25 protein-coding genes are annotated in these 23,144 nt (G+C 71.8%); 18 read left to right on the top strand and 7 right to left on the bottom strand.

The window, feature by feature from the left end; genetic code table 11:
• Nucleotides 1–16: 16 nt before the first annotated feature.
• The gene (locus ACWAUO_RS06965; RefSeq protein ID WP_460774180.1) at nt 17–595 is read right to left on the bottom strand and encodes a 1-acyl-sn-glycerol-3-phosphate acyltransferase; all 579 of its coding nucleotides are present in this window, start codon (nt 593–595) and stop codon (nt 17–19) included.
• A gap of 54 nt (nt 596–649) precedes the next feature.
• On the opposite strand from ACWAUO_RS06965, the gene ACWAUO_RS06960 reads away from it, so the two are divergent.
• The 6 genes from ACWAUO_RS06960 (at nt 650) to mutM (ending at nt 5,849) form a co-directional block, all read left to right on the top strand.
• Entirely contained in the window at nt 650–2,818 is a 2,169-nt protein-coding gene (locus ACWAUO_RS06960) for an ATP-dependent DNA helicase RecG (protein ID WP_460774178.1), read from the top strand.
• A 99-nt stretch (nt 2,819–2,917) separates the two neighbouring features.
• On the top strand, nt 2,918–3,418 hold the full coding sequence (gene coaD, locus ACWAUO_RS06955; protein ID WP_460774177.1) for a pantetheine-phosphate adenylyltransferase: 501 nt from the start codon (nt 2,918–2,920) through the stop codon (nt 3,416–3,418).
• An 84-nt stretch (nt 3,419–3,502) separates the two neighbouring features.
• A complete protein-coding gene (locus ACWAUO_RS06950) occupies nt 3,503–4,006 on the top strand; it encodes a YceD family protein (protein ID WP_460774374.1) in 504 nt (167 codons plus the stop codon).
• Between the two features lie 14 nt (nt 4,007–4,020).
• Nucleotides 4,021–4,230 carry a 50S ribosomal protein L32 gene (gene rpmF, locus ACWAUO_RS06945; protein WP_013586329.1) on the top strand — a complete coding sequence of 70 codons (210 nt, stop codon included), beginning with the start codon at nt 4,021–4,023 and terminating at the stop codon, nt 4,228–4,230.
• 10 nt (nt 4,231–4,240) lie between these two features.
• Complete coding sequence (rnc, locus tag ACWAUO_RS06940; protein ID WP_460774175.1) at nt 4,241–4,930, top strand: ribonuclease III; 690 nt, start codon at nt 4,241–4,243, stop codon at nt 4,928–4,930.
• Nucleotides 4,923–5,849 carry a bifunctional DNA-formamidopyrimidine glycosylase/DNA-(apurinic or apyrimidinic site) lyase gene (gene mutM, locus ACWAUO_RS06935; protein ID WP_460774174.1) on the top strand — a complete coding sequence of 309 codons (927 nt, stop codon included), beginning with the start codon at nt 4,923–4,925 and terminating at the stop codon, nt 5,847–5,849. Before rnc ends, mutM begins: the two co-directional genes overlap by 8 nt.
• 281 nt (nt 5,850–6,130) lie before the next feature.
• Here the strand turns inward: mutM and ACWAUO_RS06930 are convergent, their stop codons facing one another.
• Nucleotides 6,131–7,207 (bottom strand): GNAT family N-acetyltransferase, encoded by a 1,077-nt coding sequence (locus ACWAUO_RS06930; RefSeq protein WP_460774172.1) that lies wholly within the window; start codon nt 7,205–7,207, stop codon nt 6,131–6,133.
• A 47-nt stretch (nt 7,208–7,254) separates the two neighbouring features.
• On the bottom strand, nt 7,255–7,521 hold the full coding sequence (locus tag ACWAUO_RS06925) for a hypothetical protein (protein ID WP_460774171.1): 267 nt from the start codon (nt 7,519–7,521) through the stop codon (nt 7,255–7,257).
• Between the two features lie 505 nt (nt 7,522–8,026).
• Between ACWAUO_RS06925 and smc the strand changes: the two genes are divergently transcribed.
• The 4 genes from smc (at nt 8,027) to ACWAUO_RS06905 (ending at nt 13,667) form a co-directional block, all read left to right on the top strand.
• Nucleotides 8,027–11,515 carry a chromosome segregation protein SMC gene (smc, locus tag ACWAUO_RS06920; protein ID WP_460774170.1) on the top strand — a complete coding sequence of 1,163 codons (3,489 nt, stop codon included), beginning with the start codon at nt 8,027–8,029 and terminating at the stop codon, nt 11,513–11,515.
• Between the two features lie 35 nt (nt 11,516–11,550).
• Nucleotides 11,551–12,198 (top strand): hypothetical protein, encoded by a 648-nt coding sequence (locus tag ACWAUO_RS06915; protein ID WP_460774168.1) that lies wholly within the window; start codon nt 11,551–11,553, stop codon nt 12,196–12,198.
• A 23-nt stretch (nt 12,199–12,221) separates the two neighbouring features.
• Nucleotides 12,222–13,094, top strand: coding sequence for a signal recognition particle-docking protein FtsY (gene ftsY, locus ACWAUO_RS06910; protein ID WP_460774167.1), 873 nt, complete (start codon nt 12,222–12,224; stop codon nt 13,092–13,094).
• Nucleotides 13,095–13,166: 72 nt separating this feature from the next.
• Nucleotides 13,167–13,667: a DUF2004 domain-containing protein gene (locus ACWAUO_RS06905; RefSeq protein ID WP_460774164.1), complete on the top strand. Its 501-nt coding sequence runs from the start codon at nt 13,167–13,169 to the stop codon at nt 13,665–13,667.
• 6 nt (nt 13,668–13,673) lie between these two features.
• Here ACWAUO_RS06905 and lipA read toward each other — a convergent pair whose 3' ends face one another.
• On the bottom strand, nt 13,674–14,675 hold the full coding sequence (lipA, locus tag ACWAUO_RS06900; protein WP_460774163.1) for a lipoyl synthase: 1,002 nt from the start codon (nt 14,673–14,675) through the stop codon (nt 13,674–13,676).
• Entirely contained in the window at nt 14,672–15,310 is a 639-nt protein-coding gene (gene lipB, locus ACWAUO_RS06895; RefSeq protein ID WP_460774161.1) for a lipoyl(octanoyl) transferase LipB, read from the bottom strand. The genes lipA and lipB overlap by 4 nt, the downstream gene beginning before the upstream one ends.
• A 75-nt stretch (nt 15,311–15,385) precedes the next feature.
• On the opposite strand from lipB, the gene ACWAUO_RS06890 reads away from it, so the two are divergent.
• The gene (locus tag ACWAUO_RS06890; protein ID WP_460774160.1) at nt 15,386–15,943 is read left to right on the top strand and encodes a TetR/AcrR family transcriptional regulator; all 558 of its coding nucleotides are present in this window, start codon (nt 15,386–15,388) and stop codon (nt 15,941–15,943) included.
• 60 nt (nt 15,944–16,003) lie between these two features.
• Nucleotides 16,004–17,554: a signal recognition particle protein gene (ffh, locus tag ACWAUO_RS06885; RefSeq protein WP_460774158.1), complete on the top strand. Its 1,551-nt coding sequence runs from the start codon at nt 16,004–16,006 to the stop codon at nt 17,552–17,554.
• A 10-nt stretch (nt 17,555–17,564) separates the two neighbouring features.
• Here the strand turns inward: ffh and ACWAUO_RS06880 are convergent, their stop codons facing one another.
• Nucleotides 17,565–18,731 carry a glutamate--cysteine ligase gene (locus ACWAUO_RS06880; RefSeq protein ID WP_460774157.1) on the bottom strand — a complete coding sequence of 389 codons (1,167 nt, stop codon included), beginning with the start codon at nt 18,729–18,731 and terminating at the stop codon, nt 17,565–17,567.
• A gap of 181 nt (nt 18,732–18,912) precedes the next feature.
• Between ACWAUO_RS06880 and rpsP the strand changes: the two genes are divergently transcribed.
• From rpsP to trmD, 4 genes are read left to right on the top strand one after another with little or no spacing between them, the layout of a single operon-like run.
• The gene (rpsP, locus tag ACWAUO_RS06875; RefSeq protein WP_460774155.1) at nt 18,913–19,323 is read left to right on the top strand and encodes a 30S ribosomal protein S16; all 411 of its coding nucleotides are present in this window, start codon (nt 18,913–18,915) and stop codon (nt 19,321–19,323) included.
• 4 nt (nt 19,324–19,327) lie between these two features.
• On the top strand, nt 19,328–19,558 hold the full coding sequence (locus ACWAUO_RS06870; protein WP_460774152.1) for an RNA-binding protein: 231 nt from the start codon (nt 19,328–19,330) through the stop codon (nt 19,556–19,558).
• A complete protein-coding gene (rimM, locus tag ACWAUO_RS06865; protein ID WP_460774151.1) occupies nt 19,558–20,205 on the top strand; it encodes a ribosome maturation factor RimM in 648 nt (215 codons plus the stop codon). The genes ACWAUO_RS06870 and rimM overlap by 1 nt, the downstream gene beginning before the upstream one ends.
• Before the next feature lie 4 nt (nt 20,206–20,209).
• The gene (gene trmD, locus ACWAUO_RS06860; protein WP_460774149.1) at nt 20,210–20,911 is read left to right on the top strand and encodes a tRNA (guanosine(37)-N1)-methyltransferase TrmD; all 702 of its coding nucleotides are present in this window, start codon (nt 20,210–20,212) and stop codon (nt 20,909–20,911) included.
• Nucleotides 20,912–21,114: 203 nt separating this feature from the next.
• On the opposite strand, the gene map is transcribed toward trmD, so the two are convergent.
• A complete protein-coding gene (gene map / locus ACWAUO_RS06855; RefSeq protein ID WP_460774147.1) occupies nt 21,115–21,897 on the bottom strand; it encodes a type I methionyl aminopeptidase in 783 nt (260 codons plus the stop codon).
• Between the two features lie 120 nt (nt 21,898–22,017).
• Between map and ACWAUO_RS06850 the strand changes: the two genes are divergently transcribed.
• On the top strand, nt 22,018–22,515 hold the full coding sequence (locus tag ACWAUO_RS06850; RefSeq protein ID WP_460774145.1) for an MFS transporter permease: 498 nt from the start codon (nt 22,018–22,020) through the stop codon (nt 22,513–22,515).
• 169 nt (nt 22,516–22,684) lie between these two features.
• Nucleotides 22,685–23,032, top strand: coding sequence for a 50S ribosomal protein L19 (gene rplS, locus ACWAUO_RS06845; RefSeq protein WP_460774143.1), 348 nt, complete (start codon nt 22,685–22,687; stop codon nt 23,030–23,032).
• Nucleotides 23,033–23,144: the final 112 nt, after the last annotated feature.

Here is a 23,144-nt window from a genome sequence, read left to right as displayed (position 1 = left end):
GCCTAGCCACGACGGTTCAGCCCTCCCCGCCGTCCTCCTCGCGCAGCCGCGGTTCGGTCCGCAGCGCCGGACGCACGCCCGCCTTGTCGGCGTAGAACGCGCGGATGCGGTCCATGTCGGCGGCGACGTCGCCGGTCAGCCGGAGGGTGGGACCGAGCCCGGTCGTCATCGTGGTGCGATCGACGTAGCCGAGGGTGACCGGCATGTCCGCCTGCGTCGCGATGCGGTAGAAGCCGGACTTCCAGTACGACCCGGCGCCCCGAGTGCCCTCGGGGGTGACGACGAGTCCGAACACCTCGCCGCCGCGCACGCGTCCCACGACCTCGGCGACGATCCGCGACGGGTCGGACCGGTCGACCGGGATGCCGCCCAGCCGGCGCATGAGCGGCCCGCGCCAGCCGCGGAACAGGCTGTGCTTGCCGAGCCAGCGCACCGGGATGCCGAGCCGCCAGGCGATCGCGAGCATGATGACGAAGTCCCAGTTCGACGTGTGCGGGGCGCCGATGAGCACCGTGGGCCGCTCCGGCGGTGCCTCGGTGACGAGCTTCCACCGGCTGACGCGCCAGTAGGCGCGGGCGATGAGCATGCGCAGCATCCGTCCACGCTAGCGGGACCGCGGCATGTCCCCGGTGCCGCCTAGACTTTGCGCGTGACCGTGACCCTCGACAGCCGCCTCGACGGCGTCGTGGGCGGCAAGACCGCATCCGCGCTCGCCCGGGCGTTCGGCATGCGCACCGTCGGCGACGCGCTCGGCCACTATCCCCGCCGGTACGCGAAGCGGGGCGAGCTCACCCCGATCGACTCGCTGCGGGTGGGCGACCAGGTGACCATCGTCGCCGAGATCGAGTCCGCGAACGAGCGACGCATGCAGAGCCGCAAGGGCACGATCCTCGAGGTGATGATCACCGACGGCCGTGGCCGGGTGCAGCTCACCTTCTTCAACCAGGCGTGGCGGCTGGGCGAGCTCGTGCCGGGCAAGCGCGGCATCTTCTCCGGCAAGGTGGGGGAGTACCGGCACGGCAAGCAGTTCGCCCATCCCGACTACGAACTGTTCACCGACGTCGACACGGCGGTGATGACCGCGCAGGCGTACGCGCATCAGCCGATCCCCATCTACCCGGCCACGGCGTCGCTGCCGAGCTGGAAGATGTGGAAGATCATGCAGCACGTCCTCGACGTGCTCGGCGACCTGGACGATCCGCTCCCCGAAGACCTGCGGGCCGAGCACGGCCTGCTCCCGTTCCGGCGGGCACTGGAGTGCGTGCACCGCCCCGACTTCGAGGACCAGGTGGCGCCCGCCCTGCAGACCCTCCGGTGGCACGAGGCGCTCGTGCTGCAGACGGCGCTCCTGCAGCAGCGACAGTTCACCCGTGCGCTGTCGGCGACGGCGCGCCCCGCGGGCCCGCTCCTCGAACGGTTCGACGCCGCGCTGCCGTTCGAGCTCACCCCCGACCAGGCCGAGGTGGGGGAGCGCATCGCGGCCGACCTCGTCGGCGCATGGCCGATGAACCGCCTCGTGCAGGGCGAGGTGGGCTCGGGCAAGACGCTCGTGGCGCTCCGCGCCATGCTGCAGGTCGCGCAGAGCGGCGGGCAGTCCGCGCTCATCGCACCCACGGAGGTGCTCGCCGCGCAGCATCTGCGCTCGATCACGCGGATGCTGGGTCGCGAGCTGGCGCCGGAGCTCATGCCGACGCTGCTCACCGGCCAGATGCCGGCGGCCGAACGCCGCCGGGCGGCGCTCCGCGTCGCCTCCGGCCAGGCGCGCATCGTCGTCGGCACGCACGCCCTGCTCAGCGAGAAGACGACCTTCGCCGACCTCGGCCTCGTGGTGGTCGACGAGCAGCACCGGTTCGGCGTGGAGCAGCGGGAGGCCCTGCGCGCCAAGGGCACGAGTCCGCACGCGCTCGTGCTCACCGCGACGCCGATCCCGCGCACGGTCGCGATGACCGTCTTCGGCGACCTCGACGTGTCGACCATCCGGACGATGCCCGCGGGCCGAGCGGGCATCGAGACGTTCGTGGCGCCGCTCGCCGAGCATCCGGGGTGGTTCGCGCGCGTGTTCGACCGCGCCGCGGAGGAGATCGCGCAGGGACGGCAGGTGTTCGTCGTGTGCCCCGCGATCGACGTCGAGGGCGACACCGAAGTGGCCGAGCCCGCCGACGACCTCGCCGTGCCGGGCGAGGACGACGGCGAGAACAAGCGCACCCGCTGGGGCGTCGTGCAGCTCGCGCGACTCCTCGCCACGCATCCGCGGTTCGCCGAGCTCCGGGTGGAGGTGCTGCACGGCAAGCTCCCCGCCGAGGAGAAGGACCGCATCATGCGTGCGTTCGCCGACGGCGACATCGACGCCCTGGTGGCGACGACCGTCATCGAGGTCGGCGTGGACGTACCGAACGCCTCGACCATGATCATCATGGACGCCGACCGGTTCGGTGTCTCCCAGCTCCACCAGCTGCGTGGTCGCGTCGGCCGCGGCGGGGTGCCGGGGCTGTGCCTGCTCGTCACCGAGGCGGCGGCGGCCACGCCCGCTCGGGAGCGGGTCGAGGCGGTCGCCGCGACCCTCGACGGCTTCACCCTCGCCGAGGTCGACCTCGAGCTCCGGGGCGAGGGCGACGTGCTCGGCGACGCACAGTCCGGGGTGCGTTCGTCGCTGCGGCTGCTGCGGGTCGTCACCGACGCCGACCTCATCGAGACCGCGCGGGCCGCGGGCGAGCGGATCCTCGCCGAGGACCCGGCGCTCGAACGGCACCCCGGCCTCGCCAAGGCCATCGAGCAGCGACTGGATGCGGGCGAGCGCGCCGCGCTCGCGAAGAACTGAACGAATCGCCGCATCCGCTTCCCGACGCAGGGGCAAGAACCGCGAATCCTTCCGCCGCGCGTGCCCGTCCCCGCCACGGCACCCGGTTACGCTGAGGGGGTGAGCAACCGGATCGCCGTCGTCCCCGGATCCTTCGACCCGCCGACCCTCGGCCACCTCGACGTCATCCGTCGTGCGGCCGGGTTGTACGACCAGGTGCACGTCGTCGTGGTCCACAACCCCGGCAAGGAGGCCATGCTGCCGATCGCGCAGCGGCTGAGCCTGCTGGAGCAGTCGATCGCCGAGGCCGACATGGACACCGACCACGTGACCGTCGCGTCGTGGAGCGTCGGCCTGCTCGTGGACTACGCCGCCGACGTGGGCGCGGGGGTGCTCGTGAAAGGCATCCGCTCGCAGGTGGACGTGACCTACGAGACGCCGATGGCGATCGTGAACCGCAACCTCGCCGGCATCGAGACGGTGTTCCTGCTGCCGGACCCGTCGCACGCGCTCGTGTCGAGCTCGCTGGTGCGGCAGGTTGCGGCGCTCGGCGGTGACGTGTCGCCCTACGTGCCGCCGGCGGTCGCCCGCTTCCTCGACACCGGCGCCCGCGGGATCTGAGGCCGGTAGACTCCCCGGGTGAGAACCCACCGTCCCGGCCCGTTCAGCATCAACGTCCGCGACATCGTCCGCCGTCCCGGCGAGATGCGCGAGACCGAGCGCGACATCGTCCTCACCGAGCGTTGGGGTGAGGGCCTGGTCGCCGTCGACGAAGGCTCCACCGTCGAACTCGACGCGCGGCTCGAGTCCGTGCACGAGGGCATCCTCGTGTCGGGCGAGGCCCACGCCGAGTACTCCGGTGAGTGCGGTCGATGCCTCACCGAGATCGCCGAGCCTGTCGAAGTCGAGTTCCAGGAGCTTTTCGCGTATCCTGGTAAGGAAGCGAACGACTTCGAGGTTCAAGACGACCACGTGGATCTTGAAACTCTGGTCAGGGACGCGATCGTCCTGTCGCTTCCGTTCCAGCCGGTCTGCCGGCCCGATTGCCCGGGGCTCGATCCCGTCACGGGTGAACGACTGGCCGACAACACCGCACCGGAACCGGAGCAGCCCCTCGATCCGCGATGGGCAGCGCTTGCGGATCTGGTCGCGGAACCGGCCGAAGAGCCCGGGGAATCCGGGCGCCCCCAGAACTCCCAGAACTCCTAGGAAAGAGATAGAGCATGGCTGGCAACCCTCCCAAGCGCAAGGTTTCGCGCTCCAACACCCGTTCGCGCCGTGCGCAGTGGAAGGCCGAGGCCCCCGCGCTCGTCAAGACCATCGAGAACGGCAAGGTCGTCTACAGCCGTCCCCACCAGGCGAAGGTCGTCACCGACTCGCAGGGCACCGAGCTGTTCCTCGAGTACAAGGGCCGCAAGGTCGCCGACGTCTGATCCGCGTCCCATGACGGACGTGGCGGACTTCACCGCACTTTCCGAGAAGCTCGGGGTCACCATCGATCCCGAGCTTCTCGCTCTTGCCCTGACCCATCGCTCGTACGCGTACGAGCACGGGCAGATCCCGCACAACGAGCGCCTCGAGTTCCTCGGCGACTCGGTGCTCGGCCAGGCCGTCACCGTGCGGCTGTACAACCGGCATCCCGAACTCGACGAGGGCTCCCTCGCCAAGCGCCGGGCGAGCGTCGTCTCGACCGTCGCCCTCGCGGAGGTCGCCCGGGGCATCGGCCTCGGTCGCTTCGTGCGGCTCGGCCGCGGTGAGCAGCTCACCGGCGGCGACGACAAGGACTCGATCCTGGCCGACACGATGGAGGCGCTCATCGGCGCCACCTACCTGTCGGCCGGTCAGGATGCGGCGACCGAGCTCGTGCTGCGGCTCGTCGAGCCGCTGCTCGCCGACCCGGAGCGGTACGGCGCGGCGATCGATCCGAAGACGAGCCTGCAGGAGCTCGCCGCGGCGCAGGGCAGACCCGCACCGGTGTACCGCGTGACCTCGTCCGGCCCCGATCACGCCCGCACCTTCACCGCGGTCGTCGAGGTCGGCGACGAGCGCACCGAGGGCACCGGGACGAGCAAGAAGCACGCCGAGATGGCGGCCGCGCTGCAGGCCTGGCACCGGCTCAGCGGTCGTGCCTGAACTCCCCGAGGTCGAGGTCGTCCGCGCCGGACTCGAACCCGCGGTCGCCGGCGCCCGGGTGCTCGGCGTCGAGGTGCTCGACGAGCGCGCACTCACCCGGCACACGGGCGGCGCGGCCGACTTCGAACGGCGGCTGACCGGTCGCGGCATCGCCGCCGCCGTCCGTCGCGGCAAGTTCCTGTGGCTGCCGCTCGACGGCGCGTCAGAGTCGGCGGTCGGCGTCGGCGAGGCGGTGGTCGGGCACCTCGGCATGAGCGGCCAGCTGCTGCTGCGTGAACCCGGTGCGCCCCGGGAACGGCACGAGCGGGTGCGGCTCTCGATCCAGCATCCGGCGCACGGCGAGCTCGCCGTCGTGTTCAGCGACCAGCGCACGTTCGGCTCGCTCGCGATCGACGCGCTGGTCCCCACCCCGGACGGCCGCGCCGGCGGCTACGGCAGCCCCGTGCTGGCGGTGCCGACGCAGGTCGCGCACATCGCGCGCGATCCGCTCGATCCGGCGTTCGACGATCGTGCGTTCCGCGCGGCGCTCGGGCGCAAGCGCGTCGACGTGAAACGCGTGCTGCTCGACCAGACCGTGGTGAGCGGCATCGGCAACATCTACGCCGACGAGGCGCTGTGGGCATCCCGCATCCATCCCGAGACGACGGCCGCCGCCCTGTCGACCCGCGCCGTGAACCGGCTGCTCGCCGAGGTGCGGGCGGTGCTGGAGAAGGCCCTGGCCGAGGGCGGCACGAGTTTCGACGCGCAGTACGTGAACGTGAACGGGCAGGCCGGGTACTTCGCGCACTCGTTGAACGCCTACGGGCGCACCGGCATGCCGTGCCCCCGGTGCGGGACGCCGCTCGTGCGCGTGTCGTTCACGAACCGCTCGAGCCACTTCTGCTCGCGCTGTCAGAAGCGCCGGACACTCCCCGCCTGAGCCCGCGCACCTCCCGCTCCCGTGCACAACTGCGGAGTCGGTGGGCGACACGCCGGTTCCGGATGCGGTGGGCACGGCGTGTCGGTGGCGATCTCCGCAGTTGTGCTCGCGGGGAGTGCCACGGGGTGGCGCCGGTGCGGGTGCGGATTCGTTTCGGGTGCGGGCACCCGCATCCCGTGCACAACTGCGGAGTCGGTGGGCGACACGCCGGGTCCGTATGCGGTGGGCGCGGCGTGTCGGTGATGATCTCCGCAGTTGTGCTCGCGGGAGTGGGAGCCGGATCAGGCGAGGACCTTCTTCCACGCCCCCTCGTACGCGACGGGGACGAAGCCGACGGCCTCGTTGATCGAGAGCATGTGGCGGTTCTCCTCGGCGTTGTAGGTGCGAACGCGCGGCGAGTCCGGGAACAGGTCGCGCCAGGCGAGCAGGCCCGCCGCCTTCACGAGCATCCCGAGCCGGTGGCCGCGGTGTTCTGCGAGCACGAGCGTGTCCTCCTGATGGGATGCGGCGGTGGGGTCCGGGCCGATCGCGAGTTCGTTGAACGCGCACAGTTCGCCCGTCGCGACGTGCTGCGCGGCGGTGACGAGCATGCGGCGGCCGCCGTCGAGGTGCTCGGCCTCGGTGCGACGGATGCGGTCGGCATCCCACTCCTCCTCGTCGTACTCCATGTCGCCCGAGGGTGCGTCGGTCACCATCCGCGCCTTCATCCGGGCGTAGTCGTCGAGCACGGCGTCGGGCGCGGGCGCCTCCCACTGCACCACGCGGTAGCCGACGGCGTGCGCCTCGGCCTCGCGCAGGTGCGCCTCGAGCGCCGCACGTGAGCCCGGGAGGGGGAACGCGCTGGCGCGCACGACCTGCTCGAGCGTCCACCCGTGACGCTCGAGGAACCGCGCGGCATGGTCGCGCGGCACGGAGCCGACGCCGGTCGGCGGTGTCAGGTGCGTCCCGTCGCCGTCGTGGTGCTCCACCCAGGTCTGCAGCACGGTGCGGCCCTGGGCGTACGCCTCGTGCTCGAGCAGCGCGAGCGCGGCCGACCCGATGCCCGCGCCCCAGGCCTCCCGCAGGAGGTCGACGCTCAGGAACGCGGTCCGCGCGCCGGCCTCGAGCTGGCGGTCGAGGCCGAGCACGCCCACCGCCGTGCCGTCGCGCAGCACGAGCCGGTGCACCCGGTGCACGTCGGGCGACGGCCGCATCGCGGGCAGGATCTCCGCCGCGGTCATCGTGTGGTCGTCGGTCCCGGTGATCTCGCGGAGCACCCGGTTGCGGATGTCGACGAGCGTGCGGAAGTCCGCCCCGTCGGCGGCGTCGGCGGATGCCGGGACCGCGACGGGGCGGAACTCGATGCTCGGTGGGTTCATGCTGCACCTCCCGGTGCGTTGGGATGCGCTGCGCGGACGGGGTCCGCTCAGCGCGGGGGAAGGGAGAAGGGTGCGTACGCGACCGACAGGTCGTGCTCGCGGCGCACCTGCTCGCGGAGCAGGTGGCGGGCGTAGTCGTCGCGCGCCACCCGGTGCGTCGAACGGTGGCGGCCCCAGACGAGCAGCCAGAGTCCGACGCGCATGGCGGTGCGCTCGAGGAGGGTGGGGCGGACGACGGAGCGGACGGCGGCGGTCGAGACCGTCGAGGCGCTGCGGCGTTCCTGTGTGGTGGTGGGCGAATGCGTGGTCTGCATGATCGGCTTTCGTTCGGATGGGATGGATGCGGGAAGAAGCGGAGGAGCGACCGTGCGCGTGTCGACGCGCGTGGTCATCGCGGAGGGATGCGGGCGGCCGGGACGCACCGGGGACCGGCACCCGATCGGGGCGCGGACCGCGCCACGGGAGGGGCGGCGGGGAGGTCACGCCCGGGAACGGGCGGAGTCCTCCTGCGCGGCGCTCAGCCTGCGGCGTTGCAGCGCGCGGCCCCGGTCTCCGGGAACGCGGTGCGAGCCGTCGCGACGGAGACACGGGTCGCGGTGACGGCTGCGGTGAACGCTGGCGTGATCATCATGGCGACCCTCCTCTCGACGTCGGAACGGTGTGCGCGGAACGGCACGGGCAGTGACGCTATCCCAGGATTCCCAGGTTCGTCAACACCCCGGGCGTGTCGCGCGCCCTGGCGGGGCGTCGCTCCCCGTGGTGGTGCGGCTGCTCCGGTACCGTGATGACGGTGATCGTCGAGCAGGCCGGAGGACGCTGATGCACCTGAAGAGCGTCACGCTCAAGGGGTTCAAGTCGTTCGCGCAACCGACGACCTTCGCGTTCGAGCCCGGTGTCACCGCGATCGTGGGTCCCAACGGCTCCGGCAAGTCGAACGTCGTCGACGCGCTCGCTTGGGTGATGGGGGAGCAGGGCGCGAAGACCCTCCGCGGCGGCAAGATGGAGGACGTCATCTTCGCCGGCACCTCCACCCGTGGCCCGCTCGGCCGCGCCGAGGTGCAGCTCACGATCGACAACGCCGACGGCGTGCTCCCGATCGAGTACGCCGAGGTCACGATCAGCCGCACCCTCTTCCGCAACGGGGCCAGCGAGTACGCGATCAACGGCGAGTCCTGCCGACTGCTCGACGTGCAGGAGCTCCTCAGCGACTCCGGCCTCGGCCGCGAGATGCACGTCATCGTCGGACAGGGGCGCCTGGACACCGTGCTGCAGGCGAGCCCGGAAGACCGCCGCGGCTTCATCGAGGAGGCCGCGGGCATCCTCAAGCACCGACGCCGCAAGGAGAAGACCCTCCGCAAGCTCCAGGCGATGGAGGCGAACCTCACCCGTCTCTCCGACCTCGCCGGCGAGATCCGGCGGCAGCTGAAACCCCTCGGCCGGCAGGCGGAGGTGGCGCGCGAGGCCGCGACGATCGCCGCGGTCGTGCGCGATGCGAAGGCGCGGCTCTACGCCGACGAACTCGTCACGCTGCGGCTCGAGCTCGGCGACCACGTCCGCAACGAACAGGAGCGGCACGCCGAACGCCTGGTGCTCCAGGACCAGCTCGACCAGGTGCGCGCCCGCATCGCCCGGCTCGAGGCGCAGCAGCGCTCCGAGGCCGTCGACGAGGCACGCCGCGTGGCGTTCGCGCTCGAACAGGTGCAGGAGCGGCTCCGTGGCGTCTACACCCTCACCGGCCAGCGGCTCGCGCTGCTGAGCGCCGACGAGGACGCCCTCATCCCCGCCCAGACCGTGTCGCAGGCCGACATCGACGCCGCCCGCGCCGAACTCGACGAGATCTCCGCGGGCGTCGGCGACGCGCAGGATGCGGCGGCCGCCGCCGGACGCGAGGTCAGCCGTGCCCGCGCGGAACTCGACGCGCTCGACGCCGACATCGCGGCCCAGAGCGCACTGGTCTCCGAGCACGACATGCGCATCTCGGCCCTCCGCGGCACCGCGGAGGCCGCCGCATCCGCCCTCGCCGCGGTGCAGGCGGGCGTCGAGCGTCAGCAGCGGGCACTCGACGCCGCGCTCCAACGGCGGACGGATGCGGAGGAGGCCCTCGCCGGGATCGACACGGACCTCGTGCCGGAGGAGTCCTCCGCCGAACACGCCGCCGACTACGAACAGGCGCAGCGCCGCGCGGCCGAGGCCGAGGCCGACGTCGCGGGCATCCGGGAACGGCTCCACGCCGCCGAGCGCGAGATCGACGCGCTGACCGCGCAGGTCGCGACGCTCGGGCGCGCACTCGACGTCCGCGGCGGCGCGTCCGAGCTCATCGCCCGCGGCGACGTCGGCGTCCGGGGTCTCGTGGGCGACGCGGTGCAGGTGCAGGCCGGCTACGAGGCGGCCGTCGCCGCGGCCCTCGGCGGGATCGCGGAGGGCGTGCTCGTCGACACGGCCGAGGTCGCGCGCGAGATGGCGGACCACGTCCGCGGCTCCGACCTCGGCGTCGTCGACATCGCGATCGCGCAGGTGACCGCCCCGCCGCCGGTCGACGTGCCCGCCGGCGCGGTCCGGGCGGTCGACGTCGTCACGGCGCCGGACGGCGTCCTCGGCCTCCTCGCCCGTGTCGTGGTCGTCGACGACCTGGCCGCCGCGCAGGCCGTCGCGGCGCACTCCGAACTCACCGTCGTCACCCGGGCCGGCGAGATCGTCACGCGGTACACCGTCCGTGCCGGCACCGGCCCCGGCCGTTCCCGCCTCGAGCTCGCCGCCGAGCGCGATGCGGCGGCGGAGCGACTGGGGGAGCTGACCGTCGTGGCCGACTCGCTCCGCGACGCGCTCTCCGACCGCACCCGTGACCTCGCCGAGGCCCGCCAGACCACGAAACAGCGCCTGGACGCCCTCCGCGCGCACGACGCCGCCCTCGCCGCGCACGCCGAGCAGCTGAACCGCGCGACCGTCCGCCACGAAGCCGCGGTCGCCGAATGCGAGCGCCTCACCCAGGCGCTCCGTCAGGTGCAGACGGCCGTGGCCGAGGCGGAGGACTCCGCCCGGGTCGCGAACGAGCAGCTCGCGAACGCGCTCGAGGCGCCGCGGCCCGTGCTCGATGCCTCCGCCCGCGAGGAGTTCCTGGCGGCCCTCGAAAAGGCCCGCGAGGACGAGATGCGCGCGCGCCTCGACGTCGAGACCATGCGGGAGCGCATCCGCGCGGTGGAGCAGCGGATCGCCGCGATGGAGCAGCAGCGCACGCGGGAGCGCGCCGCAGCGGAGGAGGCCGCGCGGCGCGCGGTGATCCGCCGTCGGCAGCGCGAGATCGCATCCGAGGTCGCGGCGCAGCTGCCCGCCCTCCTCGACTCGGTCGATCGGTCCGTGAGTCAGGCGCGGGTCGAACTCGCCGCCGCGGAGTCGCAGCGGACGGCCGTCACGGCGGAGCTGGCCGAACACCGCCGGCAGGAGGGGGCGGCGCGCGAACGACTGGCGGCGCTCACCGAGAGCGTGCACACGCTCGAGATGCACATGCACGAGAAGCGCCTCCACGTGTCGAGCCTGCTCGAGCGCGTCGCCAGCGAGCTCGCCCTCGATGAAGACGTGCTCGTCGCCGAATACGGCCCAGACCAGCCCATCCCCGTGGATTCCGGCGACGAGGAGACGGTGGCGTTCGACCGTGCCGCGCAGAAGCGCCGACTGCAGGAGGCGGAGCGCAAGCTCGCCCAGCTCGGGCGGGTCAACCCGCTCGCGCTCGAGGAGTTCGCAGCGCTCGAGCAGCGGCACGCGTTCCTCACGGAGCAGCTCGCAGACCTCACCCAGACCCGCCAGGACCTGCTGACGATCATCGCCGACCTCGACGAGCGGATGCAGACGATCTTCCTCGACGCCTTCGAGGACACCCGCGAGGCGTTCACCGAGGTGTTCCCGATGCTGTTCCCCGGCGGCACCGGCAGCATCTCGCTCACCGACCCGGACAACCCGCTCACGACGGGCATCGAGGTGTCGGTGCGCCCGGTCGGCAAGAAAGTCGAGCGGCTGTCGCTGCTCTCCGGCGGCGAGCGTTCCCTGGCGGCGGTGGCCCTGCTGGTGGCGATCTTCACCGCGCGTCCGAGCCCGTTCTACATCCTCGACGAGGTCGAGGCCGCGCTCGACGACGCCAACCTCGGACGCCTGTTGAGCGTGTTCGAGAAACTCCGCGACTCGAGCCAGCTCATCGTCATCACGCACCAGAAGCGCACGATGGAGATCGCGGACGCGCTGTACGGCGTCTCGATGCGGCAGGACGGCGTCTCGGCGGTCGTCGGCCAGCGGGTGCGCGAGGCCGCCGCCTCCTGAACCGGCGCCGCCGCCGCGCCGACTACCGTTGAGGCATGACCCGCCACACCGCGCGCCTGGGCGCGACCGCCGCCGTGCTCGTCCTCGCCGCCGCGCTGACCGCGTGCACCGGTGACGGCGCCGACCCCGCGACCCCGTCGGCGTCCGCATCCGCCTCCGCGGCCGGCGACGCGTTCGCGGGGATCGGGTTCGAGGAGGGCGCAGCACTCGACCCGTCGTGGCAGGCGCAGTGGGGCGACCCCTTCATCGGGAGGACCGACTTCACCGAGTACATCGCCGACGACGGCAACGGCACGTGGGCGTACCGGGAGGAGGCCACCGGCTGCGTACTCGGATACTGGCAGGGGCCGGTCGAGGGTTTCGACCCGGCGGCGGGGGATGCGGCGGCATCCGACCAGCTCCTCGCCCTCCAGTTCGGCGCCGAGGCGGCCGACCTCGCGGACTACGTCGGCGACGACGTGCTCTTCGCCTCCTTCGACGGCCCGGTCGCGGCCCGCTCCGTCGCGGGCGCCGACGACACGACCGCGACCACGTACATCGTCGCCGCGCGCACCTTCACCGCCCTCGGCGCAGGTCTCGTGGCGACCCTCGACTGCCCGCAGGAGGTCGACGTGTACGCGCAGTGGGTGCAGCTGCTGTCCGATCCCGGCGCGTTCACCGCCGTCGTCGGCCCGCTCGGCTGATCCGCTGCCCGTAGGCTGGAGGCATGGCAGAGCGATCATGGTCCCTGGGGCGCGCACTGCGCGGGATGTTCGTCAAACCCGTCATCGACGAGAACACCTGGGACGACCTGGAGACGGCGCTGCTCACCGCGGACTTCGGTCCCGACATCACCGAGCGCCTCGTCGACGAACTGCGTGAGAAGGTCGAGCGGTACCGCACCACCGACCCGAAGGACCTGCAGCGGATGCTGAAGGAGTCCCTCGAGGAGCACTTCGCGAAGTTCGACACCACCCTTCGTCTCACGGAGCGTCCCGCGGTCGTGCTCGTCGTCGGCGTCAACGGCGTCGGCAAGACCACCACGATCGGCAAGTTCGCGAACTTCCTGCGCCGGTACGGGCGCTCCATCGTGGTCGGCGCCGCCGACACGTTCCGCGCCGCCGCCGTCGACCAGCTCGCGACCTGGGCCGAGCGCGGCGGCGCGCAGATCGTCCGGCCGCAGCAGGAGGGGCAGGACCCGGCGTCCGTCGCCTACCAGACGGTCGAGTACGCCATGAAGACCGGCACCGAGATCGTCATCATCGACACCGCCGGGCGGCTGCACACCAAGGGCGGCCTCATGGACGAGCTCGGCAAGATCAAGCGCGTCGTCGAGAAGCAGGCCCCGATCAGCGAGGTGCTGCTCGTGCTCGACGCGACGACGGGGCAGAACGGCCTCATGCAGGCGCAGGCGTTCCTTGAGCACGCCGGTGTGACGGGCCTGGTCATCACCAAGCTCGACGGCTCCGCGAAGGGCGGGTTCGTCCTCGCGGTGCAGGAGCGCACCGGCATCCCGGTGAAGCTCCTCGGGCAGGGCGAGGGCATCGGCGACCTCACCGGCTTCACCCCGCACGTGTTCGTGGAGCAGCTCGTCGGCTGAGCGACGCGCCCGGGACGGCCGACGCGCCGCCGCGGACTACCCACGGAGGCGCGAGCCTGCTTTCATTGGGGCATGGCGATCGAGCACGACTTCTTCGGGCTGCTGGAGTCCGGCCCCGACGGGTCGATCTTCTGGTCCGAGACCGTGGTCTTCGGCGACCAGTCCGTGACGGTGGACCTCACCGCGCCCGACCAGGACGACGTGTCCCAGGCCGCCCTCGACGTGGCCGCGGCGCTCGTGTCGTCGCTGGAGACGATCGACCTCATCGCCCGCGAGGCCATGGTCTCCGAGCTCGGCGACCGGACCAGCGAGGTGATCGAGTACATCCTGCAGCAGCAGGAGGCCCACGGCGACGACATCGTCGACTTCCTCGTGGACGAGTCCGGCGACGTGCAGATCGACATCATCAAGGCGCTGCGGCTCATGAGCCTGACGATCCTGGCCGACGAGCACGGCGGCGCCGACCCGTTCGCCGTGCTCGAGTACGCGCTCGACACGGACGCGACCGACGACGTGCTGCTCGTCAACCTCGACTCCGAGGGCCGTGTCCAGTCGGTGACCAGCGCCGACTGACGCGTCTCACACCGCCTGCGCGAACGCGGCGCCCTCACCGGCGAGGTCGCGCGCCAGGTGCGCGAGCTCCGGCGGGATCTCCCGCCCCTTCGCCAGCATCGACTGCGCCCACAGCCGCCCCGCGCGGTAGGACGAGCGCACGAGCGGGCCGGCGAGCACGCCGAGGAACCCGAGCGCCTCCGCCTCGGCCTTGAACCCGACGAACTCGTCCGGACGCACCCAGCGGGCCACCGGCAGGTGTCGCGGCGAAGGGCGCAGGTACTGCGTGATCGTCACGATGTCGCACCCCGCCTCCCGCAGGTCGGCGAGGGCGGCGACGACCTCCGCATCCGTCTCGCCCATGCCCAGGATGAGGTTCGACTTCGTGATGAGGCCGTCCTCGTGCGCGGCGGTGATCACCCCGAGCGAGCGCTCGTACCGGAACGCCGGTCGGATGCGCTTGAAGATGCGCGGCACGGTCTCGACGTTGTGCGCGAACACCTCGGGTCGCGACGCGAACACCTCCGCGAGCTGGGCGCGGTCGCCCGAGAAGTCCGTCGCCAGGAGCTCCACACCGGTGCCCGGGTTCTCCGCGTGGATGCGGCGGACCGTCTCCGCGTGCAGCCACGCCCCGCCGTCGGGGAGGTCGTCGCGTGCGACACCGGTCACGGTCGCGTAGCGCAGCCGCATCCGTGCGACGCTCTCGGCCACGCGCCGCGGCTCGTCGGTGTCGTAGTCCGCCGGGCGGCCGGTGTCGATCTGGCAGAAGTCGCACCGACGCGTGCACTGCGAGCCGCCGATGAGGAACGTCGCCTCGCGGTCCTCCCAGCACTCGAAGATGTTCGGGCAGCCTGCCTCCTGGCACACGGTGTGCAGCTGCTCGTCCCGGACGAGCGCCTGCAGCGCCTGGTACTCGGGGCCCTGCCGCGCCTTCGTCCGGATCCACTCGGGCTTCCGCTCGATCGGGGTCTGCGCGTTGCGTACCTCGAGGCGCAGCATCCGCCGCCCGCCCGGCTCCGTCGCGCTCATGCCGGCACCGCCGCGAACTCGTCGCGGAACCGTTCCGCGACGACGTCGACGACGTCGGCGGGGGAGACGCGCCGGCCCGTCACCGCGGTCAGGGTCGTCACCCCGGCGTCACGGATGCCGCACGGCACGATGCCGTCGAACCCGGTCAGCGTGTTGTCGCAGTTGAGGGCGAACCCGTGCATCGTCACGTTCCGCTCGACCCGCACACCGATCGCCGCGACCTTGTCGTCGCGGCCGTCCCCGGCCACCCAGACGCCGCTGCGGCCCTGCACCTGCCGGCCCTCGACGCCGTACTCCCGCAGGACGTCGATGAGCACGCGTTCGAGGCGTCGGACGTGCGCGACGACGTCGGCCGGCGACCCGAGCCGCACGATCGGATACCCCACGAGCTGTCCCGGGCCGTGCCAGGTGATCCGTCCGCCGCGGTCGACGTCGATCACGGGCGTGCCGTCGACCGGCCGGTCGCCCGGCTCGGTGCGCGTCCCCGCGGTGTACACCGCCTCGTGCTCCAGCAGCAGCAGCGTGTCGGGCCTCGCGCCCGCGAGCACCTCGGCGTGCACCCGACGCTGCAGCTCCCATCCCGCCAGGTACGGCACGTAGGCGGGCGCGAGCCCGGCCTGGACGATCTCGAGCACGGCGGCCCTCCCGTCATCGGTTTCCGGATCGAGTCCAACAATAGCGTCCATGGCCCGAGATCGTAGGCTGTCCACGTGTCCCGCCCGATCGGTCGCCCCCGCGTGTCGTCCCGCGCGACCATCGCCGAGGCCGCGTGCGAGCTCTTCCTCGAGCAGGGGTACGACGCCACCTCGATCTCCGACATCACCCGTCGAGCGGGTGTCGCGCGCTCGAGCTTCTTCAACTACTTCGGCGCCAAGGGGGACGTGCTCTGGGGCGGATTCGACGAGCGCGCCGTGGCCGTCGCCGAGGCGCTCGCGGGCGGGACGCCCGTCGTCGACGCCCTGGCGGGTTTCGCCGAGGGGGTTGAGCCCGACGCTCTCGCCCTCGCGATCACGAACGTCGACGCCATGGGGATCACCGCCGAGCTCGAACGCGACCGGGCCCTCCGGCAGCGGCGCGTGCAGCGCTACGTGACGGCACGGCTCGCCCGCGACGGCGTCGGTGGACTCGCCGCCGAGGTGCGCGCCGGGGCGTACGCGGCCGCGGTGATGGCCGCGCTGTGGACCTGGGCCGACCGCACCTGGGCGGGCCCGCCGCTGGCCGCCATCCTGGCCGACGCCCTCGACGAGGCCGCCCGCGTCGCGGACTGAACGCGGCGGGCGAGCCGCACGGCGTCGTCGGGCCCCCGTGCCGCGTAAACTCGACCTATCATGGCGACTTTCGGCACACTCTCCGACCGGCTCACCGAGACCTTCCGCAACCTCCGCACCAAGGGCAAGCTCAGCCCCGCGGACGTCGACGGCACCGTCCGCGAGATCCGGCGCGCCCTGCTCGACGCGGACGTCGCACTCCCGGTCGTCAAGGACTTCACCGCGAAGGTGCGCGAGCGCGCCCTCGGCGATGAGGTGAACCGCGCGCTGAACCCCGCCCAGCAGGTCGTGCAGATCGTGAACGAGGAGCTCATCGGCATCCTCGGCGGCGAGCAGCGCCGGCTGCAGTTCGCGAAGAACCCGCCGACCGTGATCATGCTCGCCGGCCTCCAGGGCTCGGGCAAGACGACGTTCGCCGGCAAGCTCGCCCGTCAGCTGGAGAAGGACGGCCACACGCCGATCCTCGTCGCGGCCGACCTGCAGCGTCCGAACGCCGTGAACCAGCTGCAGGTCGTCGCGGAGCGGGCAGGTGCCGCCATCTACGCACCCGAGCCCGGCAACGGCGTCGGCGACCCCGTCAAGGTCTCCCGCGACGGCGTCGAGTACGCCCGCCAGAAGCAGCACGACGTCGTCATCATCGACACCGCCGGCCGGCTCGGCGTGGACGCGGAGCTGATGCAGCAGGCCGCGGACATCCGCAAGGCCACGAACCCGGACGAGGTCCTCTTCGTCATCGACGCGATGATCGGTCAGGACGCGGTCAACACCGCCAAGGCGTTCCAGGACGGCGTCGACTTCACCGGCGTGGTGCTCTCCAAGCTCGACGGCGACGCCCGTGGTGGTGCCGCGCTGTCGGTCGCCTCGGTCACCGGGCGGCCGATCATCTTCGCCTCGACCGGTGAGGGCCTCGACGACCTCGAACCGTTCCACCCGGACCGCATGGCGAGCCGCATCCTCGACCTCGGTGACATCCTGACCCTCATCGAGCAGGCGCAGCAGGCCTTCGACGAGGCCGAGGCGATGAAGGTGGCCGAGAAGCTCGCCACCGAGCAGTTCACGCTGGAGGACTTCCTCGAGCAGCTGCAGCAGATGAAGAAGATGGGCTCGATGAAGAAGATGCTCGGGATGCTCCCGGGCATGGGCTCCATGAAGCAGCAGCTCGAGGACTTCGACGAGCGCGAGATCGACCGCACCGAGGCGATCATCCGGTCGATGACGCCGGCCGAGCGCCGGAACCCCAAGGTCCTGAACGGGTCGCGACGTCTGCGCATCGCCAAGGGCTCGGGCATGACCGTGACCGACGTGAACCAGCTCGTCCAGCGGTTCGAGCAGGCCGCGAAGATGATGAAGACCGTCGCGCGCGGCGGTGTGCCCAACATCCCGGGCATGGGTCCGATGGGTCGCCCCGGCGCCTCGAGCAAGCGCGGCAAGCAGCAGAAGGCGAAGAAGTCGCGTTCGGGGAACCCCGCCAAGCGGGCGGCGGAGAACGCCGGACTCGCGACCGCGCAGTCCGAGGCGCCGACCGGCTCCGGGTTCGGTCTCGGCGGCGGGGACAAGGCGCCGACCGCGGCGGACCTCGCCGAGCTGCAGAAGCTCCTCGGCAAGGGCTGAGTCCCGGGACTCAGCGCTCCGGGACGGCCGTGAGCCGGTCGCGGCGGGTCGGCCCCGACCGGAACTCGCGGATGAGGTGCTGCACGACCCCGTGGAGGTCGCCGTCGGCCGCATCCGCCACGGCGAGCTGGCGCTCGTAGCTCGCGCCCTGCGACAGGATCGTCTCCAGGCCCGCGAACTCCTGCGCGCACTTGAGCTCGTCGGCGATGTCCGTGAGCCGCGCCATGGTCTCGCGGAGGTGGTCCGCGACGGGCTCCTGCCGCCCGTCGCGATCGACGATCACGCGGGCGTCCATGCCGTACCGGGCCGCACGCCACTTGTTCTCGCGGATGAACCAGGGCTGCAGGGCCTCCAGGTCCTCGCCCGCGTCCAGGCGGCGGGAGAAGTCCTCGACGAGGGTCTGGGCGAGCGCCGCGACCGCCGCCAGCTCAGGCAGGGTCGACATCCCGTCGCAGGCGCGGATCTCGACGGTGCCCCAGCGCGGCGCCGGACGCACGTCCCACCGCACCTCCGTGGCATCCGCCATCACGCCGGTGCGCTGCATGTCGTCGAGGTAGCTCTCGTACGAGGCCCAGTCGGGCAGGATCCAGGGCAGGCCCGCCGTGGGCAGCTGCTGGAACACCAGCGAGCGGTTCGACGCATATCCGGTGCGCTCTCCCGCCCAGAACGGACTGGATGCCGACAGCGCCTGCAGGTGCGGCAGGTACGTGGAGAGGGCGCCGATGATCGGCATCACCTTGTCGACGTCGTCGACGCCGACGTGCACGTGGATGCCCCAGATCATCATGTTCCGGCCCCACCACTGGGTCCGTTCGATGAGGGTGTGGTACCTGGTCTTGTCGGTGACCTGCTGGTCGTACCACTGCGCGAACGGGTGGCTGCCGGCGGAGAGGAGTTCCACCCCGGCCGGATCGGTGACGGTGCGCAGCGCCGCGATGGCGTCGCCGATGTCGTCGACGGCCGCCTCGACGGTGTCGCCGACGCCGCTCGTGACCTCGACGGTGTTGGTGAGCAACTCCTCGGTCACGGTGAACCGCTCGGGTGCCGTGGACTCGGCGAGGAGCTCGATCACCTCCGGCCCGCGGGGGACGAGATCACCGGTGTCGCCGTCGGCGAGCATGAGCTCCCACTCGATACCGACCGTCGAGCGGGGGGAGGTCGCGAAGGGCACCGTCACCGGCTCAGTCTGACACGGGTGGACGGCCTGTTCGCGGCATCCCGGTTCATCTGGCAAAATAGACGGTTGGACCGTCCGTCCGACCCTCTATCCGACGGCGTCCGACCCCAGAGCTTCCGCCGGGTGTGCACCCCACGCTCCAGGCGCTCAGTTCGTCCACCTTCACACGTTCAGGAGAATCGTGGCAGTCAAGATCCGTCTCAAGCGTCTCGGCAAGATCCGTGCGCCCTACTACCGCATCGTCGTCGCCGACTCGCGCACCAAGCGCGACGGTCGCGTGATCGAGGAGATCGGCAAGTACCACCCGACCGAGGAGCCCTCGCTCATCGAGGTCGACTCGGACCGTGCGCAGTACTGGCTCTCCGTCGGCGCCCAGCCGACCGAGCAGGTGCTCGCGCTCCTCAAGCTCACCGGCGACTGGGGCAAGTTCAAGGGCGACAAGGACGCGAAGTCCACCGTCAAGGTCGCCGAGCCCAAGGCCGCCTTCGAGATCGACGCCAGCAAGAAGTCGGTCATCAAGCCCAAGGCCGAGAAGAAGGCCGAGCCGGTCGCCGACGAGGCGCCTGCCGCCGACGAGAGCACCGAGGCGTAATTCCGTGCTGACCGCCGCGCTCGAACACGTCGTCAAGGGCATCGTGGATCGCCCCGATGACGTGCGTATCGCTTCCCACACCTCGCCCCGCGGGGACGTCCTCGAGGTGCACGTGCACCCCGACGACCGGGGACGCGTGATCGGGCGCGGCGGTCGCACCGCCAAGGCGCTTCGCACCGTGATCAGCGCGCTGGCGGCCCCCGCGCGCATCCGCATCGACGTCGCCGACGACTGATGGACTCCTCCTCGTCGTCCTCCCGGGCGAACGGCGCTGCGCGCGCGCCCCGCACCGGTGACAAGACCCAGCTCCGTGTCGGCCGCCTCGTCAAGGCCCACGGACTCAAGGGCGCGCTGAAGCTCGAGCTCTACACCGACGATCCCGACGGCCGTTTCGTGCCCGGCGCGGTGTTCACGCTCCAGGTGCCCGACTCCTCGCCGTGGTTCGGCAAGACCGTCACGGTCCGCGAGTTCCGGTGGATGAACTCCCACCCCGTCGTCTTCCTCGAGGGCATCGAGGACCGTACCGCCGCCGAGAGCATCGTGCGCGCGATCCTGTGGATCGATCAGGACGCCGACGCGCCCGCTGAGGACGACGCCTGGTACGACCACCAGCTCGTCGGCCTGGCGGTGTTCCGCGACGACGCCGCCGTGGGCCGCGTCGTCCGAGTCGAGCACCTGCCGGCGCAGGACCTGCTCATCGTGAAGCACGGTGACCGCGAGGTGCTCGTGCCGTTCGTCAAGGCCATCGTCCCGGAGGTGGACCTCGCGGCCGGACGCGTCGTCGTGACCCCGCCCGCCGGTCTGTTCGAGGACCTCGCCGACGAGGACCCCGCGCCGGAGGGCGAGCCCGCCGACGACGCCCGCGCCGACGCCGAGGACTGATCCGGTGCGCGTCGACGTCGTCTCGATCTTCCCCGGCTTCTTCGACGTCCTCGAGGTGTCGCTGCTGGGCAAGGCCCGCGGCAAGGGCCTCCTCGACGTCCGCGTGCACGATCTGCGCGACTGGACCCACGACCGCCACCGGACGGTCGACGACACCCCATACGGCGGCGGCGCCGGCATGGTGATGAAGCCCGAGCCCTGGGGCGAGGCGCTCGACGCGATCGTCGCGGATGCGGGCACCCGCCCGACCATCGTCTTCCCGTCGCCGGCGGGGGAGCGGTTCACCCAGGCCACCGCCCGCGACTGGGCCGAGCGCGACCACCTCGTCTTCGGCTGCGGCCGCTACGAGGGCATCGACGAACGGGTGTTCGCGTACGCCGCCACGCTCGGCGAGGTGCGCCTCGTGAGCCTCGGCGACTACGTGCTCAACGGCGGCGAGGTCGCCGCCATGGCGATGATCGAGGCGGTCGGCCGCCTCATCCCCGGCGTCGTCGGCAACCCCGAGTCGCTCGTCGAGGAGTCGCACGAGGACGGGCTGCTCGAGTACCCCTCGTACACGAAGCCGGCCTCGTGGCGCGGCCACGACGTGCCCGAGGTGCTCCTCAGCGGCCACCACGGCCGCATCGCCGCGTGGCGCCGGGAGCAGCAGGTGGAGCGCACCCGCACCCGTCGCCCCGACCTCCTGCCCGACGACCGGCACGCCTGACCGAACTCCTCGGTTCCGACCGTCCGGCACGCCTGACCGGACTCCTCAGTTCCGGCCGTTCCGCGGCCCCCGGACCCTGCCCGGCGGCGTTTCTGCGGAGTTCGGGCGTGCTCGGCGTGCGCACAACGCAGGCGGAATCGCGGCCGCGTGCCGGAATCCGGCGGGTTCGGCCGATTCTGCCTGAGTTGTGAACGCGGCCGACGTCAGTCGACGCCGAGGAACGAACGGTCGGTGAGGATGACGGGGCCGTCCTCGGTCACCGCGACCGTGTGCTCGGCGTGGGCGCCGCGCGAGCCGTCGGCGCTGCGGAGCGTCCAGCCGTCGGGGTCCGTGACGAGCTCGTCGGTCGTCGCGAGGAACCAAGGCTCCAGCGCCATGACCAGGCCCGGGCGGAGCGGGTAGCCGCGGCCGGCCTTGCCGTCGTTCGGCACGTGCGGGTCGCCGTGCATGACGCGGCCGACGCCGTGTCCGCCGAAGTCGGTGTTGATCGAGTAGCCCTCGCCGTGCGCGACGGCCGCGATCGCCGCGGAGATGTCGCCGATGCGGTTGCCGACCGTGGTCGCCGCGATCGCCGCATCCAGTGCGCGCTCGGCGGTGTCGATGAGGCGGAGGTCCTCGTCGCGGGGCGTGCCCACGACGAACGAGACGGCGGAGTCGGCCACCCAGCCGTCGATCGACACGGCGAAGTCGAGCGAGACGAGGTCGCCGTCGCGCAGCGTGTAGTCGTGGGGGAGCCCGTGCAGCACGGCGTCGTTCACCGAGGTGCAGATGACCTTGCCGAACGGGCTGGCGCCGAACGACGGATGGTAGTCGATGTAGCAGGACTCGGCACCGGCCTTGCGGATGAGCTCGTGCGCGCGCCGGTCGATGGCGAGCAGGTTCGTGCCCACCTTCGTCTCCTCCCGCAGGGTCGCGAGGGTCTCGGCGACGAACCGTCCGGCCGGTCGCATCTGTTCGATCTCGGCCGGGGTGCGCAGTTCGATCATGGTGCTGGTGCTCCTTCTGTCCCATTCATTCTCCCGCACCCGGCGGGCGGCGGCTGAGCGGATGCGGTGAGAACCGGCCGAGACCGGGCGCACCGGCCTCCCGCCGCGTAGCATCGGTGCATGCTGATCCGGCGCGCGTACTTCGCCTCGCTGATCCCGGCCGCGTTCGTCCTGCCGCTCTGGCTGTTCGTCGGCTGGGGGCTGTTCGACGCCGGAGGGTGGGCGTTCCTCTGGGTGCTGTTCATCGCGATCCCCTCGGTGCTCGTCGGCAACCTCGCGTTGGCGCTCCTCGTCCGCGCGCGGCCGACGGTGCGGGCCGAACGTGCGCTGTCGTGGCCGGACGTCGCGGGTTTCGGCCTGTGGCACGTGCTGACGATCGCGGTCGGCTTCTACGGCCGGCAGTGGTGGGCGCTGCTGTTCGTGCTGACGGTGGTCGTCGGCCTCGGCGTGTTCTGGTCGACGCTCGTGCAGCTCTGGCGCGAGGCGCGACCGAGCAGCATCCTGCAGTACACGACCGCCGGCACCGCCTACCTGCCCCCGCAGCAGGAGCGGCCGCGCGCCGCGCAGGGCGGGCCCGAGGTCATCGTCCTCTCGGAGTCCCCGCGTCCGCAGGACTGAGCCGGTTTGGCCGGTGCCCCCAGGCATGGCAGAATGGTTGTTTGTGCCCTGGCCCGGCTCTGCCACAGGGGAGCCCGTCGTTCACTCCGCGTGATCGGCGCCGGGTACACACATCCGTGCAAGCCAACGTTCCGCCGCCGACCTGTGGCGGTTGCAGAGAGACAGACCCATGCAGATCCTCGACGCCCTCGATGCGGCATCGCTCCGCTCCGACATCCCGGCATTCGGCCCCGGTGACACCGTCAAGGTGCACGTGAACATCACCGAGGGCAACCGCTCGCGCGTCCAGGTCTTCCAGGGCGTCGTGCTCGGTCGCCAGGGCGACGGTGTCCGCGAGACCTTCACCGTCCGCAAGATCAGCTTCCAGGTCGGCGTGGAGCGCACCTTCCCGGTGCACTCGCCCGTGATCGAGAAGATCGAGGTCGTCACCCGCGGTGACGTGCGTCGTGCGAAGCTGTACTACCTCCGCGAGCTCCGTGGCAAGAAGGCCAAGATCAAGGAGAAGCGCGAGAACTGATCGCGCCCCGCGAAACGGACCCCGTGACCTGTCGGTCGCGGGGTCCTCGCGTTTCCCCACGCCTGCGCGGTTCGGGGACGCACCTGTGCGACGCTAGAGGATGCGGCGCCTC

The sequence above is a fragment of the Microbacterium sp. GXF7504 genome (assembly GCF_054798235.1).
The sequence above is the reverse complement of the archived record's forward strand: the minus strand, read 5'-3'. Positions and strand labels throughout refer to the sequence as shown.

What these genes read in the sequence shown, in the direction of transcription:
- ACWAUO_RS06965 (WP_460774180.1), bottom strand. Translation starts at nt 595, where the DNA reads ATGCTGCGCATGCTCATCGCCCGCGCCTACTGGCGCGTCAGCCGGTGG.
- ACWAUO_RS06950 (WP_460774374.1), top strand. Translation starts at nt 3,503, where the DNA reads ATGCGCGAGACCGAGCGCGACATCGTCCTCACCGAGCGTTGGGGTGAG.
- rpmF (WP_013586329.1), top strand. Translation starts at nt 4,021, where the DNA reads ATGGCTGGCAACCCTCCCAAGCGCAAGGTTTCGCGCTCCAACACCCGT.
- rnc (WP_460774175.1), top strand. Translation starts at nt 4,241, where the DNA reads ATGACGGACGTGGCGGACTTCACCGCACTTTCCGAGAAGCTCGGGGTC.
- ACWAUO_RS06930 (WP_460774172.1), bottom strand. Translation starts at nt 7,207, where the DNA reads ATGAACCCACCGAGCATCGAGTTCCGCCCCGTCGCGGTCCCGGCATCC.
- ACWAUO_RS06925 (WP_460774171.1), bottom strand. Translation starts at nt 7,521, where the DNA reads ATGCAGACCACGCATTCGCCCACCACCACACAGGAACGCCGCAGCGCC.
- smc (WP_460774170.1), top strand. Translation starts at nt 8,027, where the DNA reads ATGCACCTGAAGAGCGTCACGCTCAAGGGGTTCAAGTCGTTCGCGCAA.
- ACWAUO_RS06915 (WP_460774168.1), top strand. Translation starts at nt 11,551, where the DNA reads ATGACCCGCCACACCGCGCGCCTGGGCGCGACCGCCGCCGTGCTCGTC.
- ftsY (WP_460774167.1), top strand. Translation starts at nt 12,222, where the DNA reads ATGGCAGAGCGATCATGGTCCCTGGGGCGCGCACTGCGCGGGATGTTC.
- ACWAUO_RS06905 (WP_460774164.1), top strand. Translation starts at nt 13,167, where the DNA reads ATGGCGATCGAGCACGACTTCTTCGGGCTGCTGGAGTCCGGCCCCGAC.
- lipA (WP_460774163.1), bottom strand. Translation starts at nt 14,675, where the DNA reads ATGAGCGCGACGGAGCCGGGCGGGCGGCGGATGCTGCGCCTCGAGGTA.
- ffh (WP_460774158.1), top strand. Translation starts at nt 16,004, where the DNA reads ATGGCGACTTTCGGCACACTCTCCGACCGGCTCACCGAGACCTTCCGC.
- rimM (WP_460774151.1), top strand. Translation starts at nt 19,558, where the DNA reads ATGGACTCCTCCTCGTCGTCCTCCCGGGCGAACGGCGCTGCGCGCGCG.
- map (WP_460774147.1), bottom strand. Translation starts at nt 21,897, where the DNA reads ATGATCGAACTGCGCACCCCGGCCGAGATCGAACAGATGCGACCGGCC.
- ACWAUO_RS06850 (WP_460774145.1), top strand. Translation starts at nt 22,018, where the DNA reads ATGCTGATCCGGCGCGCGTACTTCGCCTCGCTGATCCCGGCCGCGTTC.
- rplS (WP_460774143.1), top strand. Translation starts at nt 22,685, where the DNA reads ATGCAGATCCTCGACGCCCTCGATGCGGCATCGCTCCGCTCCGACATC.